The sequence below is a fragment of the Verrucomicrobiia bacterium genome (genome assembly GCA_019634635.1).
Lineage (GTDB): Bacteria > Verrucomicrobiota > Verrucomicrobiia > Limisphaerales > UBA9464 > UBA9464.
In genome coordinates this window covers 170,496-185,805 of sequence record JAHCBB010000006.1, presented here as the reverse complement: position 1 = coordinate 185,805, position 15,310 = coordinate 170,496, and the positions used below count along the sequence as shown (strand labels likewise).

Annotated in this window: 9 protein-coding genes; 3 read left to right on the top strand and 6 right to left on the bottom strand. The window is 64.2% G+C overall.

Annotation, left to right across the window (positions count from 1 at the left end; all coding sequences use genetic code 11):
* The first annotated feature begins 80 nt into the window (after positions 1-80).
* A complete protein-coding gene (locus KF791_06305; protein MBX3732190.1) occupies positions 81-863 on the top strand; it encodes an MBL fold metallo-hydrolase in 783 nt (260 codons plus the stop codon).
* The gene (locus KF791_06300) at positions 860-1,543 is read left to right on the top strand and encodes a 1-acyl-sn-glycerol-3-phosphate acyltransferase (GenBank protein MBX3732189.1); all 684 of its coding nucleotides are present in this window, start codon (positions 860-862) and stop codon (positions 1,541-1,543) included. Before KF791_06305 ends, KF791_06300 begins: the two co-directional genes overlap by 4 nt.
* Before the next feature lie 163 nt (positions 1,544-1,706).
* Here the strand turns inward: KF791_06300 and KF791_06295 are convergent, their stop codons facing one another.
* The 6 genes from KF791_06295 to KF791_06270 form a co-directional block, all read right to left on the bottom strand.
* A complete protein-coding gene (locus KF791_06295) occupies positions 1,707-4,727 on the bottom strand; it encodes a hypothetical protein (GenBank protein MBX3732188.1) in 3,021 nt (1,006 codons plus the stop codon).
* Positions 4,728-5,064: 337 nt separating this feature from the next.
* Positions 5,065-7,551, bottom strand: coding sequence for a PQQ-dependent sugar dehydrogenase (locus tag KF791_06290; GenBank protein ID MBX3732187.1), 2,487 nt, complete (start codon positions 7,549-7,551; stop codon positions 5,065-5,067).
* 159 nt (positions 7,552-7,710) lie between these two features.
* Positions 7,711-8,565: a prepilin-type N-terminal cleavage/methylation domain-containing protein gene (locus KF791_06285; protein MBX3732186.1), complete on the bottom strand. Its 855-nt coding sequence runs from the start codon at positions 8,563-8,565 to the stop codon at positions 7,711-7,713.
* A 53-nt stretch (positions 8,566-8,618) separates the two neighbouring features.
* On the bottom strand, positions 8,619-9,395 hold the full coding sequence (locus KF791_06280; protein MBX3732185.1) for a hypothetical protein: 777 nt from the start codon (positions 9,393-9,395) through the stop codon (positions 8,619-8,621).
* Between the two features lie 16 nt (positions 9,396-9,411).
* Entirely contained in the window at positions 9,412-12,840 is a 3,429-nt protein-coding gene (locus tag KF791_06275) for a hypothetical protein (protein MBX3732184.1), read from the bottom strand.
* 264 nt (positions 12,841-13,104) lie between these two features.
* Complete coding sequence (locus KF791_06270) at positions 13,105-13,269, bottom strand: hypothetical protein (protein ID MBX3732183.1); 165 nt, start codon at positions 13,267-13,269, stop codon at positions 13,105-13,107.
* 7 nt (positions 13,270-13,276) lie between these two features.
* Between KF791_06270 and KF791_06265 the strand changes: the two genes are divergently transcribed.
* Positions 13,277-15,271: a non-ribosomal peptide synthetase gene (locus KF791_06265; protein ID MBX3732182.1), complete on the top strand. Its 1,995-nt coding sequence runs from the start codon at positions 13,277-13,279 to the stop codon at positions 15,269-15,271.
* The last annotated feature ends 39 nt before the right edge of the window (positions 15,272-15,310 follow it).

The window sequence follows — 15,310 nt, the reverse complement described above, 5'->3', positions numbered from 1 at the left end:
CCCAAAGCGGAAGGGCCAAAAATTCCCCGCAAGAATCCCCTTGGTGCCCCGGCACCGCACCGGTGTACTCGGGTCGGCGCATGGCGTTTTCCTTCCGTTTTCTGGGCACGGGCACCTCCCAGGGGGTGCCGGTCATCGGTCGCGAGTACCCGCCCCAGTATCTCGCCAATCCGAGGAACCACCGGCTGCGCCCCTCCATTTATGTGCAGTCCCCGGAAACCCGGCTGGTCGTGGACACCACGCCGGACTTCCGCACCCAGATGCTGCGCGAAGGACTCGGGTATCTCGACGCGGTGCTGATCACCCATGCCCATGCCGATCACATCATGGGTCTGGACGACTGCCGGCGGGTCTGCGACCTGCGCGGCGGACCGCTCCCGGTGTATGCCTCCCGGGAGACCCTCCAGGCCCTGCAGCGGGTCTTCGTGTACGCCTTCGATGGGCGTCCCATCTCAAGGGGGTATTTTCATCCCGATCCCCGCGAAATCACCGGCCCGTTCACCCTCGGCGACCTGGAGATCACGCCGCTGTTGCTGCCGCACGGACGCATCCAGACCCTCGGATTTCTCTTCGCCCAGCATCACGGCCCCCGCATGGCGTACCTGAGCGACTGCAAGGAGGTGCCGGCGGAGGTGCTCGGACAGATCCGCGGCATCGAGGTCGTGGTGCTGGACGCCCTCCGCAAGACCCCGCACTGGACCCACATGTGCCTGGATGAGGCGCTCACCGCGGCGCGGCGGATCGGTGCCGGCCGGACCTTCTTCACCCACCTGACGCACGACTACGACCACGACGCCGACCAGGCGGAACTGCCCGCCGGGGTGCAACTCGCCCACGACGGACTGGAGGTGGACGTGGCATGAAGCGGCCGCACCCGGAATCCGATCGCGGTTCCCTGTTCTACCGGGTCTGCGGCCGGATCGTGCAGGGAGTCGGCATCACCTACTTCGGCTGGACGGTGTACCATCCGGAGCGCGTTCCCCCGGTCGGGCCGGTCCTGCTCGCCGCCAATCACGTCTCCTTTGCGGATCCGCCGCTGATCGGCGCGGCCGTCCCCCGACCCATCCATTATCTGGCCCGACAGACCCTGTTTCAGCACCCGGCGTTCTCGCGCCTGATCCGGTCCCTGAACGCCGTGCCGTTGGACCGCGACGGGGGCAGCGCCGCAGGTCTGCGGACCGTGTTGGACCTGTTCGCGGCGAACCAGGTGGTGCTGCTGTTTCCGGAGGGCACCCGTTCCACCGACGGTCGCATTCGGGAAACCCCGAGCGGTCTCGGGCTGATGGTGCTCCGCACCGGCACGCCCGTGGTTCCCGTGCGAACCTTTGGCCTTGGGGAACTCTGGGGACGCTCCCAGGCGCTGCCGCGTCCGGGACGCATTGTGATCAAGTTCGGCCAACCCATGCGGTTCGAGCGTCAGCATGCGGAGCTCGCCACGGCCTCGCGCCCGCGCGTCCGGGAACTGTACGAGGAGGTGACGCGCGAGGTGATGGACAGCCTCCGCCGCCTCGAGCCCTGCCGCGACCGGACCACGTTCGGGTGAGCGGCGCGCGGCGGCGTCCTCCACAAAACGGCTGCGCGACGCGCCTTGGAGTCCGCGTGGTCCTCCGCCGTTCTCGGTTCCGGCCGGCGCCTCACCAGGGAAAGGTGGGCGAGACTCAACAATGCTCAGCCTCGCAGCGCTTCACGGCGTCGCATGGTTCCGATCACGGCGCAAACCTCACCCGGTAGAATCCCATGTCCGGACCCGAACCCGAATCCAGAGTCGGCAGGACAACACCGTCGGACGAGGGGTTGACGAGTTCCCACGGGAGCACCGTTTCCCAATCCACCAGATTCGTTGAACCCTCGATGTTTGCGCCCGCGGCGGACGGAAGAATCAGCAACCGGCGATTTCGGTTCTCTTCACCGGTCCAAGCGAGGGTGGTCGGCACTTCGAATTCCAGCGGCGCCGAATCGAAAAATCGCCCCCAGCGATCGGCCACGGTCGCCCGCAACGTCTGCAACCTTGCCCCCGCCGGCCGATAACGGAATTCGGCCGCTGGCCGTAGTCCGAAATAGGCCCTCGTGTTCTGCGCGTTGGTGACGCCCACGCTCAGGAACAAATTGGGGTCGCCGCCGACGTCGAGGGCGATGTTCACGGAGGAGGCGGATGGCGGATCGGTCACCCTCAACACCGGATCAAGCGAGGGCAGTTTACGGTCTTCAAGAATCACGAGCTCGGCGATGGCCAGTGAACCCGGAGACGCTCCGATCATGGATGTCAACATCAACGTTCCACCCCGATTTCCGCGGTACGGCCCTCCGCCGGGGAATGGGATCAACACGTCCGCGCGGCCGGCCCCCGCCGGCATTGAGTTTGTTCCGTCCATGGCGTCCGTTGTCACGTAATCGAGTGTCGGAACAGCCCCGTACGCGACGGCCCGTGGGATCGGCACATTCACGAAGCTGTTTCCCATCAGCTGGATGCGGAACTCCACTGCGCCATGGGTGGCGCCGCGACGAACGACCGTCACCGCGCCGGTTTCACCGCGGCGGAAGACCCAGCGGTTGGTCGCGAACTCCAGAATGGGAAGGTCGTCCGGACCGAGAATTCGAAAGCGCGCCCTCGCGGCCGCCGTTCCTGTCAGGGTCAGACTGTCCGATACCCGCACCGTGTAGGTGCCGGGCCACAAGATGGGCAGGGTCAGGGTTGCGTTGGTTCCCGGATGTCGCGTCAGGCTGTGCGAGCCGTCATCCCCGCGAACATCCACCCAGAGCGACGAATTCGCAGGGACCGGAAGGGAGCGGCCCGCCTCGATCCTTACCGTGGTGGGAGCCATGTGCGACTCATCAGGAATGACGACGCGAACGGCAAAACGCGGCGGCGGAGGCCCGGTGACCGTGAGGCTCCGCGTCGCGGCCTGGGTTACGGTGCGACCGAAACCGTCGGTGACCGCGAACGACGGTTGCAGGCGACCTGCCCCCGGCACGTGGACCCGGAACACGACCGACTGCGGGACGCCGTCGGGGCCCGGCGGGAATTTCAACGTGGCGACGGCTGCGGTGTTCGTTCCGATGATTGTCGCCTGCACAGGGACGCCGTTGGCGACTGTGGCGACGACTTCGTACTCCACAAACTCGGTGGTGTCGGGGGCGACGCCCCCTGCGTTGGACAGCGGGCGGACGACGACCCGCGGCAGGGGATTCGACGGCACCGTCTGCACAAGCCGGACGGAAGCGAACGATGAAGTGCCGACCAGATAATCCACGGAATCGGCGATTTGCAGGCCAAACCGCAACGGCGCGCCGCCGCTTTCCGTGTAGCGCAACCCGACATGAACTTCGGTCTCCGACTGGCCGGGCTCGAAGCGGACTTCGGCCGCTTCCGGTGGCCCCCCACTTCCGTGTCCGTAGGCCCGGCTCTGAATATTCGTCAGCCCTTGGATGGCGAGTCGTGTCAGCGCGAGGGATTGCGTGACCCACAGCTGTGCGACAAGCGGTTCGTCGGGATCACCGCTGCGGCGGAACCGGAAGACGGCGGGTGAAGCTGGAGCGTCCGGCGTCTCCGGGCTGGCTCCCTGCGGAACGACGGCTTCGATCGTGACCACAGGAGGCTCGGAGGCGGGCGGTTCGAACGGCTCGGCCGGCCCGCGGAGGCCCGGAAAGTCGGTGCCTGAGACCGCTTCCCAAAAGGGGGTGCGGTACGGGTCGCCAACGGTCCGGACCACGCCCTGCGTGTCGAGGAGCACGCTGAAGCGGTTCGCCGATGCCATGGCGACAGATCGAGGCAGATTTGTGGCGGCCTGCGGTGCCGTGCCGACATATGTGGCCAACCACAGCTCGTTTGAGGCGTTGCGAAGGAGGAACAGCGGCCCGTATCCCGATACGTCCGCCCAAGGCTGTCCACCCGATGGAATGTCAAGAGGTCCCGGATCCCAGGTCGCTTCTGGAGGAGGCACCAAATAGAGCCGGCCGGAACTCGACCAGGCGAACCGCATGTCCACATTCGCGGTGATGTTCGTCCAATGGCCGCCATCGGGGTCGGCGGCCAGGCTCCGCGGTGGTGCCGATGACAATGGAGCCGCGGAATCCAGGAAGATTGAGAAATCGTAGAGTCTCCCGTCGTCGCCCAACGCCATCAAAAAACCGTATCCGGCCGCGATTTGCTTCCACCGCAAAACTCCGGGTGGAAACGGGAGCCGGTCCGATCGAATCGCCGGGCCCTTGGTCGCACCGTTCCGCGGCCAGTCGAATGTCAGGCAGTCCGCCCGGCCTGATTCCGTCAGAACCGCCACAAATGCGGCCCGTGTCGTACCATTGACCCAACTGCCGCCGAAACCTCCCACATCAAAAGCCGTCCATGGACCCTCTCCAAGAAGGAGCGGCTCATCCAGCGGCGCAAAGCCCGGTGCGGGTTCGTTGTCGGGCACACGCTGGAGCAGGTACAGGCCGCCGGCGTCACTTTGCGCGACAAGAACGAATCCAAGGGCGGCCCGGGTCCAGCGCCCGCCGTCCGGCGGCATCGGAGCCGGACGGGGTTGCCATGGCAGCAGCCCTGGTTCACGGAACCGGGGCTGAAAGGCAATATCGCCCCAAGTCCACAGGCGGCCGTCAAGACCGATCACCGCCGCCGAATTGCCGCCATTGATCCGGGCGAGACGCGGTTCACCACGGGCAAACGGAACGAAAACCAACAGACAAACCCCGGCGAACAGCGGACGCCAGGGACGCGAAAGGTGTTTCATTTTGGGCGCTGGACATCGTGGGGACGACCATTTCCAGCAGTTGCAATGCCACGGACCAAGCGAAATTGGGCGACCCGGCAGGACCTCTTGCGGCCGCCGGCCAATAAGGTGCAGTACGTGCGGTCCTCCGCCGTTCTCGGAACGGACCGGCGCGTCACCGGGGAACGGCGGGTGAAGTCGCCGAACGGTGAGGTCTTACTTCGCGGGACGCCGTTGGCGACTGTGGCGACGACTTCTGACTCTGCACGCGGCTCACCAGTGGGTTCGCCCCCGCAGCGAGGCTCCGCCACTGGACATCAAGGCCGGAACGTTCCACGACTGCAAAGGCGCAATGGCGCTACGGCGCCAAGGTCAGCACCCGGAGGTATCCGGTGCCAACCGCGCCCTCAATTGGAACCTCCAGATCCCGGGCGGTCGCGGGAAAGACCCATTCAGTGCCCGGAAGATCCATGGCCTCCCAGGCGGGCGAATTGAGACGGGAAGTCCATTCCATGCGCAGCCGCCGGTTTGCCGGTTGCGCGATCCGAATCCGATAGCCGCCCTCAGGGCGATGAGGCCGGACGATGGCCGGCTCTTCCGGGGAGGGTGTGGCGAGGGACAGGATCCAGTCGCGGATCAACTGGGCGCCCGCACCATCCGCAACGGAGGAAGCCAGGGGCGGCATCTGTCCCGGCCCGCGCGTCGAGAGGCGTCGCAAGAGGACCGAATGCCCGGGATCCCCGGGGGCGATCACACGGTCCCGGGGATCAGTCCCCGGTGACAGCAATCTCCCGTCCACAAGACCGCTGAGCGCAGTCGGCGTCTCGAGTCGGGCATCAAAAAACCCATGCCCCGGTCCTCCCGGCCGATGACAGTTGCCGCAGTTCGCGGCAAGGTAGCTTCGTGCCCGCCATTCCAGACTCGCATCCGGATCTTCCGTGCGGGCGAGCATCGGAAGCGGCCGGAGGGTCACGGGCGGGTCGTGGAGATACCCGGCCTGTGCCAGGTCCGCGATTTGGTGCGATGGGAGTGCCGGCGATCCCGCGATCCGGTTGAGCTGGGCGGTGTTGAAGCTCAGGGCCCAACCGCTGGCCTGATTGTGGCAGGCCAGACATTCGCCGCGACCGGGATACCTCCATTCCCGGTCCGTTCGGACACCGTCCATCACCACGGGAATGGTCTCGCCAAACCCTCCCTCCGGCACCAACACGGCGTTGCCCGGGGACGTCCACCGGTAGGTCACCCCGTAAACTCCGTTCGAATTGCGGACGAGGAACCGGGTTTCCAGACGCCGGGCGGATTCCGGGACACCGTTCGTCATTTCCAGCTCGAAGTGCTTGATCCACACCGTTCCTGCCGGTGATTCCCAGGCGCCCGCGGCCCGAAATCCGAAGGTGTCCTCCACCCGCGGTACTGAGAACCAGCGTCGTTTCCGGGCACCGTCAGACCAGAACGGCTCGTTGACCTCATACGGGACGATTCCGGGATGCGGCTCGAGCGTCTCCAGATTGGCGAATGCGCCCGTCTCCGCGAGCGTTTCCGGCAACCGTTCCCCCGTGAAGACTCCCGAATAGGCCAGTTTCCAGATCCGGTTCTGGGCGATCTCCGAGACCCACAGATCGTCGGTGGTCTCATGGACCTTGAGGGAAGTGACGCGGGGCTGGTATCCCCCGAGGGATATGAGATCGGCCCGCCCACCGGGATTCGGCCTCATGGCAGTGACCCAGCCGCCTCCATAGTCCGAAAACAAGAGATACCCATACAGCGCTGCAAACCGTGAACCGCGATAAACCTCGCCCCCGATCACGCAACTGCCCGAGTTGTGATCGTACGCGAAGACCGGTGCCCCGTAGCCATGATCCGGATTGGAGAAGAAATCCTCCGGCACGCTCTCGGGCAGAATTCCCGGGACCCCCCCTTCGCGGGCAGGCCAGCCGTGGTTCGCCCCCTTGCGACTCACGTAAACCGCCTCGGACGACTCGAATCCCACATCACCCACCCAAGGATCCCCCGTCTCCGGATCCAGCGAAAATCGGAAGGGATTCCGGAGGCCCACCGACCAGAACTCGGTTCGCACGCGGGCGGGATCCACCGGGCGTCCCAGAAACGATGTGGCGCCCACGAACGGGTTGTCTGGTGGAATGCGGTAACCGCCAATCACCGACGGATGCGGATTGGGCGCGAGCGAATCCGGGCGCTCATCCACATCAATCCTCCAGATGGCCGAAAAGAATCCGCCGTCAATCTGCTGGCTGTTGGTCTTCGGGGCATATCCGTCCCCACAGGAACCGTAGAGGTACCCATCCCGTCCGAAATGCAGGTCGCCTCCGTAATGGTTGCGGCGGGTATACTTCTGGCGGATCAGGACGCGCTCCTGCGGATCCGCGCGGGACGGATCCTCCACCGACACACGGAATTCGGAGATCTGATTGAAGCGCAGGGGCTCGTCGTCGGTGTCCTCGCGAGCCACCCGATGAACGAAAAACCGCCCGTTGCTCGCGTATTGCGGATGAAACGCCATCGAAAGCAGGCCTTCTTCGGGCCCCACGAAGGTGGACCCGGTGACATCGAGAAAGACAGTCCGGCTGGGCGCGGCGATGTTGGTGACCACGGCCACGACGCCGCCCTTTTCCACGACGAACACCCGGTTGGTTTCCCCGGGTGGGAACACCACCCGGACGGGGACGTCGAACTGCAGGTTCAGGGCATCCACCAACCGGAATCCGAAACGCCCCGGATTCTGGGGAAGCCTCAGGGAATGGTTGGGCTGCCGGACGAGTCCGCCCGCCGTCGTCCCGACGGAAGCTCCCATCAGGAGCAGTGCTGCAATCCAGACGCGAAACATACGAAAGACCTGCTCAGGTTTGAACGACGCCCATTCGCCGACGGAAGACTGCCGACACCTGGAATGGGCGACATCAAATTCGTCCAAATTCCGGTCGGGACCTCCGGAACCGTTTGAGATCCCCTCCGGTCGCTGCGGGTTCCGTCCCCAGTCCACCCGTCACCTCCCCGGATCCCAGGCACGCTCCCAGAGCCAGAGGAAGTCGGGGTTGTTCCGGCGGTTGATGTCCGCAGCTGCGGAAGCCTCCTCAAGGGTTCGGATCACCGGGGCAGTGCGGGAATCCACCCATTTACGAAGCTCCACGTGACCATCGGCAAAGCTCACGGGACACCGCCGCGCGCGCCGTCCGGCCGGCCACTTGCCAACCCAGGCGTACTCCTCCGGCGGAAGGCCAGGCTGGATGAGAAACATCCCGTGGGTGAGGGTCCACGGATGGGAGTCAATGAACACGTAGAATCCCGAGGGCGACACGGCCCGAAAGTCGTCCATGCGCACCAACGCCACCGGATCGTACGCGAGTTCCCCATCGGGCAGGCGTCCCACGCCGCTGCCACCGAAGACGATGAAATTGTTCATCGAGTAACTGCGCGAACGACGCGCACCCCGGTTCTTGACCAAGTTGGCCCGGCTGTGGTCATCCGGACAACGAAACACGCGGGCTTCGCGCAAATACGGCCCGAGGTGACCGGGGCCGGGCGCCAGGAGCTGGTCCGTATTCGCGGCGTCGGCATCGCTCATGATGCCCAGGTAGTAGCCCTCCACCCATCGCGGCAGATGGGGTTCGCCGGTGCTCGTCTCCGACGGGGACATCCAGTCCCGGCAATCCGGTGCATACAACAACCACGCCAGCGTGAGCTGGCGCAGGTTGTTGACGCACGCCACCGCACCGGCCTTCTGCCGCGCACCGATCAGTGCGGGCAACAGCAGGCCGGCCAGCAGGGCGATCACCGCGACGACCACCAGAAGTTCCACCAGCGTGAACCCCCTCCGCCTTCCGCGCGATTCCCGCCCCATACACCAGGACCTCGCGCGGCTGAAGCTTGCCCGATCGCTGGGCTTTGCAAGGTTCATGGAGGAACACGCAAACGATAGAACCGCCGGGATTCCTCCCCGCCGGCCACGGTGATCGGACCGCCGGCTGCGACCGCCACCGGTTCCCACTCCACGGGAGGGTCGAGGTGATCGGCGGTTTCCAGCAGCAGGTTGCCCCAGCGCACGTCCCACCAAAGCGCGAGGCCTTCAGAATCCAGGCGGTGCTGGATCGGAGGCAGCGGGGGTGCCTCACCGGCAACGATCGGTTCCCCGGGTACCGGGTGGAAGGCGACCCCCGTCACCTCAAACGGCGTGTGGCTGTCCACCACCGGACGGCTGAGCCGGAGCCAGCCGTGGTGGAAACCCGTCACAAGGGCGAGCCGCAGGCCGAGAAGAAGATCCTTCTCGCGTTCAAACGCGGATTCACCGATCGTCGCAAATTCCCAGTCGTTCTTCATGATGGCCCGATACTCAAGAAGGCGAATACCATAGTTCTCTGATGGAGGACGTGGCGGATCGGGAAAGTAATTGGTGAGAGATTGCTTCCTGACGTCCACAATCTCTCCAGCAAGAAACGGCAGGCGCCTGCTGGTCGCACGAACGAACCGTGAAGCGTTCCAAGGTGCGATGCCATAGCTCACTCGCCACGTTTCCGGGGTGTCAGCAGATTTTATTCCATCCGATACGTACCCGATGTCGGTCGTGCCATTCTCGTCGAAGTCAATGGCTTCAATCAACCCTAGATTCGGGATCGGCTGTGCGGAGGCAAACACCGTGCAGCTCAGAAGAGCGCTGACATATGTACGTTTCATCTTCGTGGTGGACCTACTAATTTCCAGAGGTCCTTGGAATTAATACAAACGCGCGCTGGCTTCCATTAAACAACCCATTCCCGACAATTTGGCCCGAGGCATTTATGCCTGACGCGTCCTTCAGAATCCATCCACTTGGGGCATGAGTGAAGTGCGGGTCATTCAAATCAACCCAGTCGGTCGCACTGGCGTTTGGACTTCTTTTGAGCACTGCTCTTCCAGGTGAATTATTTGTATTTGACCAGCCTGCAATCCAACCAGAACTGGAGATGGCGTTTGCAGAACTTCGGGAGTCTTCAGATGTACCAATACGAGCTTTCCAAGCATTAAGATCCAATGAACTGGACTGGGATCCCAATCCAGAACTCGGCCAATAGACCGCCCGTCTTACTGCCGAGTCGGTTTCATACCACCCCACTGCGTGACCCGAACTATTGACCGCTGTGCCTCTGGATTTGAGATTCTGACCCCCACTCGTTCCGGGGGCTCTTAAAATATCGCCGGCACCGTCGGACGGATTAAACTCAAGGCCCTTGACGCTCGTGCCTGCTTGGCTGCGAAATGCCACGTAGTTCGACAGGCCGCTCTGGTAGGTCACACGAAGTTCTCCGATTACCTGGTTGTTTAAATTTGCGCCATATGCCTCCCCGGGCCAACTACTGTTAAGATTGCCTCCGACATCAAACGGTGTATAGCCCGTGTTTGTTGAGGCCCACACCCAGGTGGTTGGACGACTTGTGGAGTTCGCATTGCGGCTCCTCCCGACGATCAAGGCTGCATTGGAGACAATGCCCCATGCGGTGCTCGGACCGCTGGAGAGGTGGGGCAGATTAGTTGCGGAACCTCCAAGCACCCGGACGCGCGCATTGCTTCCCACCCCCCCTACCAGGTGAATTGGGGCGGTGCTGATCCCATAGTACTGCATATCCTCAATGGGGTTGAACGCCACGTTTGGAAGCTGCCAGTGGCCTCCTCGCGAGGCAACATAGATCAGGTTGGTACCGCTGAGGGTGCCGAAATCACCGAAACCAGCCGCCCGGGGTTGGGTGCTCCCGTTGAGGTCATTCAGAGCGTATGCTTGGGAATTAATTGTATAGTATCCGGAGTTATCAGTGGAAAGCTCTTTGAGGGTCCACATCGGCCCGTCAAAGATCAGGACATGCACGTTGGTGGACAGCCCGGGCGCGTAGTTTGCAGAGAGGGCCAGGCGGGCCACGATGATGTTCTGCTCGGTCAGGTTGTCCTCACGGGTGACGATCTGCACGTCCGCGGTGTCGCTGCCCGCCGGGATGGTGATGGTGCCGTTGGTGAACGGGCTGCTGGTGGACCAGGTGCCGGTGCCGTTGGAAATGTAGTAATCGGCGGTGCCCGAAGTCCCGTAGGTCGCCGCAAGATCGCTCAAATTGTTGGGACGAACGAACACGCCCGAATGGAGGGAGAGGTTGACCGAAAGGGAGCTGCTGGTGGGACCGCTGCGACGCACGCGGATGCGGGCCCGCTTTGCGGAGGCCGTATTCTTGTCATCGCCCACGTCCGGACTTGCGGTCAGTTCAACCGTTGTTCCCAGGGGAAAACTGTGGCTGGACCAGGCATCGCGATCGGGATCCAGCAGCCCGTTGGCGGCTCCCAGATCCGCAAAGGCCGCCAGGCGGCACATCCCGTGGATCCCGGCCAGATTGGAGAGGGTGAACGTTGCCGTTCCATTGTTGGTGCTGGTCTGCGCGATGAGATGGCTGGTGACGCTCCCATTGGGGTGAATGATGGCGTTGGTCAGTCTCAACGAGACCCCGGAAACCGGCAGCGTTCCGGTCACCCCACCGGCAGCCAGGCGCTGATCGGCGACTCGGACGACGACCGTGAGGGTGCCGTTGTTGGTGGTTGAGTACGAGGTCTGGCCGATCTGCACTTCCCGGACGGCCGTCAGGCGGCCGGAGCCATTGGTGATCATGCCGACCCGCTCCAGGCGGCCGGCAGGCTGGAAGCCGCCCGGTGAGGGCGATACAGCGGTTCGGAGGTCGTTGTACAGGGGTGCCGATGTGGGGGTGAAGGATGCGTACGTCGCGGTGGGCAGAAGGGTCGGACTGGTGACGTCATAGCCAACCGTCGAGAGCCGGTTGGCGGTGAGCACCATGTTGGTCACCGGCTCCCGGGTCCGCGAATAAATGGAACAGTTGATGTTCGACAGTGTCGGAATCTTCCAGATGGGGCGGAAAACGGACTGCCCGCTGTTACCCGGATCTGGGCGGAAAAAGCTGGCCAGGGGCCAGGTGGTCAGGTCGTTGTGCTGAAAATGCACATCGCCCGCACGACCGCGGATGATGAGACCATGGCAGTCGTTGGTCTCGATCCGGCCCAGCCCCAAGTTCGGGTTGGTCTGGGCGGTTTCGGGATCGTTTATGCAGATGTCGCTGTAATTCTGGTGAAAATTTCTTCCCGCGAGCCGGATGAGGTTGTTGGTGACGAAGAGGCCCCTCTGGGTGGGGTCTCCCCAATTGTCCGGAATTCCCAAAAAGCCAAGCACCGTTGCATCCAGAAACGCGTTGTTGTTCCAAACCAGCGGTCCGAGGGTCCCGGTGTCCAAATTGAACCCGCTGCCCACGTTGAGGAAGACATTGTCCTCAAAGAGAATCCGGCCCGAGGCGGTAAAGGCCGCGTGATTGGTCCAGTTGGCGATCGTGGGGTATTCGCTCGAGCGACCTCCGGTGCCCGACCCGATGGTTCGTGGATTGCCCCGCACCTGGCATCGTCTTACGATGGCCACCGGGGTGGTGCTGGGTGCATTGGAATTTCGGTACACGTGGGGCATGAGGATTGTCGAGTATCCCGCATGGAGTGCCCCGAAATTCGAAACCTCGACGTCCTCGATGATCCAGGGCGCGGGGGCACCCGGAAAATTGGCCTGTCCGTCATCAAAGGTATGGATGAAAACCGGGAATCCCTCCACACCCCCGAATCCGTCGAGATGGGATAGGGGAACCTTTCCGACGGAACCGAAGTTCTGGATGAGGACGTTGCGAACCCTGCCTCGGAAAGCCGCCAGATCGAGGGCAAAGGATTTATAGCCGCCGGCGTTGGCCTCTGAGGTCCACGCTCCCAAGCCCCCAAAGTTGCCATCCAGGACGAGGTTCTCGACCTGGATGGTGTCGAGGTAGAAGTTCTTAAGGGGAGTCCCTGAGGCACCAACGCGAATCAACCACTGGTGGGCGGAATTTTCATTGGGCCAGCTATTGGTGTCTGACCGCGGCCCCAACACCAGCCGTGGACGAATGCCGTTGGCGTCGGGAATGCCCACAAGGCGCACGATTCGGTTGGTGTTTCCCTTGATCCAGATCGCGTCCGAGGTGCTAGTATGGCCCTTGTTGGTGCCACCCACCATGTAGTCTCCAGGGAGGAAGTAGATCGTCAGATTCGGAAGCGCATTCGTCTGATCGAGCCACTCGTTCACCGCAAGGTTGGTGAACTTCTTCGGCGCGTTGGTGCTTGTTCCGTCACCAGTGCCGTTTGGCGAAGTCCAGCGTTCTTGTTGAGCCTGGAGAGCAACTCCTGCCAGGAGTGCTGCTAACAGAAGGATGGTTCCTCGGGCCGGGGAGAGGTCGGGCCGGGGAGAGGTCGGGCCGGGGAGAGGTCGGGCCGGGGAGAGGTCGGGCCGGGGAAGTTCACGTTCGGTTTGAGGTTGTCGAAACGAGTTGCTGCCATCCGCGAAGGAAAGTCAAGCAGGATCCTTGCCTCCCAGAAACCGGATCCATTCCTGATGCCGGTGCCGCCTCTTCTGGAATTGAAGCACCTTGCCGCTGAGATCGTTCATCGCCGCGAAGCGCGTGATGGTTCCATGGCTCAAGTCCCCGATGGCAAGCGCGCGCGTGGCGAAGGGCATTCCGTGGATGCGCCGGAATCGGAAACCCCATAGGCTCCTCCGGGTGGACCGCACGCCTTCGGCATCACCCACCTCGCAGGTTCCCCCGGCGCGGGATCCCATCACCGGCCTCAACCCGGAGACCTCCCTGGCAGCGGTGCTGTCCAGCACCGCCCTTCAACACCCCGGCCGTTCCGCAGTGCTGGGCCCCCACCGGGAGCCGCTGTCGTACGATCGCCTCTGGGATTTCGTTGCGGAGTTCGGCGCCACATTGCGTCGCCTGGGCATCGGACCGCAGGACCGGGTGGCGCTGGCAATTCCGCAAGGTCCGGAGCTGGCGCTGGCCTTTCTCGCCGTGGCCTCCTGGTCCGTGGCCGCCCCCGTCAACTCCCAGGCGCCGCCCGCCGACCTCGAGTTTCAACTGCAAAGCCTCGGGGCGCGCCGTCTGATCGCCTCGGATGCTTTTGCGGAGTCGGACACCGCCCGGGACCTCGCGATCCGGCTGGGCATCGAGGTCCTCCGGCTTCGATCGGACCCCGCCCGGTTCCCCTCGCTTTCCCTGCCGGAAGCGCCACCGACCCCGGTCGTGTCGGGGACGCCCGGATCGGCGGAGGATGTGGCCCTGGTGCTGCACACTTCGGGCACCACGTCGCGACCCAAGCGAGTTCCGCTCACGCAGGCCAACCTGCTGGCGTCGGCCCGGGCCATTGGCGAAACCCTCCGGCTCGGACCCGACGACCGATGCCTCAACCTGATGCCGCTTTTCCACATTCACGGCCTGGTCGCGGGCCTGCTCGCCCCGATCGTATCGGCGGGCAGCGTGGTCTGCCCGGATCGGCCGGATGCCGACGCATTTCTCGACGCCCTGAAGCAATGGGAACCCACCTGGTACTCGGCAGTACCCACCCTTCATCAAACGATCCTGTCCCGGGTACGGGCCGCCGGGGGGCCCGGCGGACGCCACACGCTCCGTCTCATCCGCTCCTCCTCGGCCGCGCTGCCCCCAAGCCTGATGATGGGATTGGAGGAGACGTTCGGTGTGCCGGTCATTGAGTCGTACGGCATGACGGAGGCCGCGCACCAGATGGCGAGCAATCCCCTGCCTCCCCGCCCGCGCAAACCCGGATCGGTCGGACCCGCCGCCGGCCCGGAAGTGGCGATCCTGGGCCCCGCCGGGGACCTCCTGCCGCCCGAGGTCGTGGGTGAGGTCGTCATTCGTGGTCCGTCCGTCACCCGCGGCTACGAGGAGGCCACAGACAACGCAACGGCATGGGTTGGCGGATGGTTTCGAACCGGGGACCAGGGGCGTCTCGACGCCGACGGCTACCTGTTCCTCACCGGCCGGTTGAAGGACCTCATCAACCGCGGGGGCGAAAAGATCGCACCACGCGAAGTGGACGAGGTGCTGCTCGCCGTTGACGGGGTGGCCGAGGCGGTCGCGTTTGCGGTGCCGCACCCCACGCTGGGTGAGGACGTGGCAGCCGCCGTCGTTCCGCAACCGGGAGCGCGCCTCACCGAGGAGGCCCTGCGCCTCCACGCGTTCGGCCGATTGCCGGCGTTCAAGGTGCCCGGCCGGATCCTCCTCGTTGAAGCCCTGCCCAAGGGGGCGACGGGAAAGCTCCAGCGGACGGGCCTTGCCGACCGCTTCGCCGCGGCGCTGTCCGCGCCCTTCGCCGAACCCGCGACCCCGATGGAACAACAGGTGGCCGGGGCATTTGCCGCGGTGCTGGAACAACCGCGCGTCGGGCGGATGGACAACTTCTTCGCACTGGGTGGCGACTCGCTGCGCGCGACCCGGGTGCTCAACCGGCTGCAACCCCACCTCGGGTTCGACATACCGCCCGCAACGCTGTTTCGAAATCCCGTGGTCGCCCGGTTCGCGGTCGCACTCGATCAGATGCGTGAGGCGTTGATTGATGGCCTTGCGGCGGAAATCGCCCGCCGGCCCCCTGCCGAACAAGAGGCCCTGCTGCGGGGTCTGGGCGACGAGGCTCCAGGCGCCGCGCCCGGACATCACACCTGATCCGGCTGCGGATTGGCCCCCTCGGAACCCGCCTGCGGT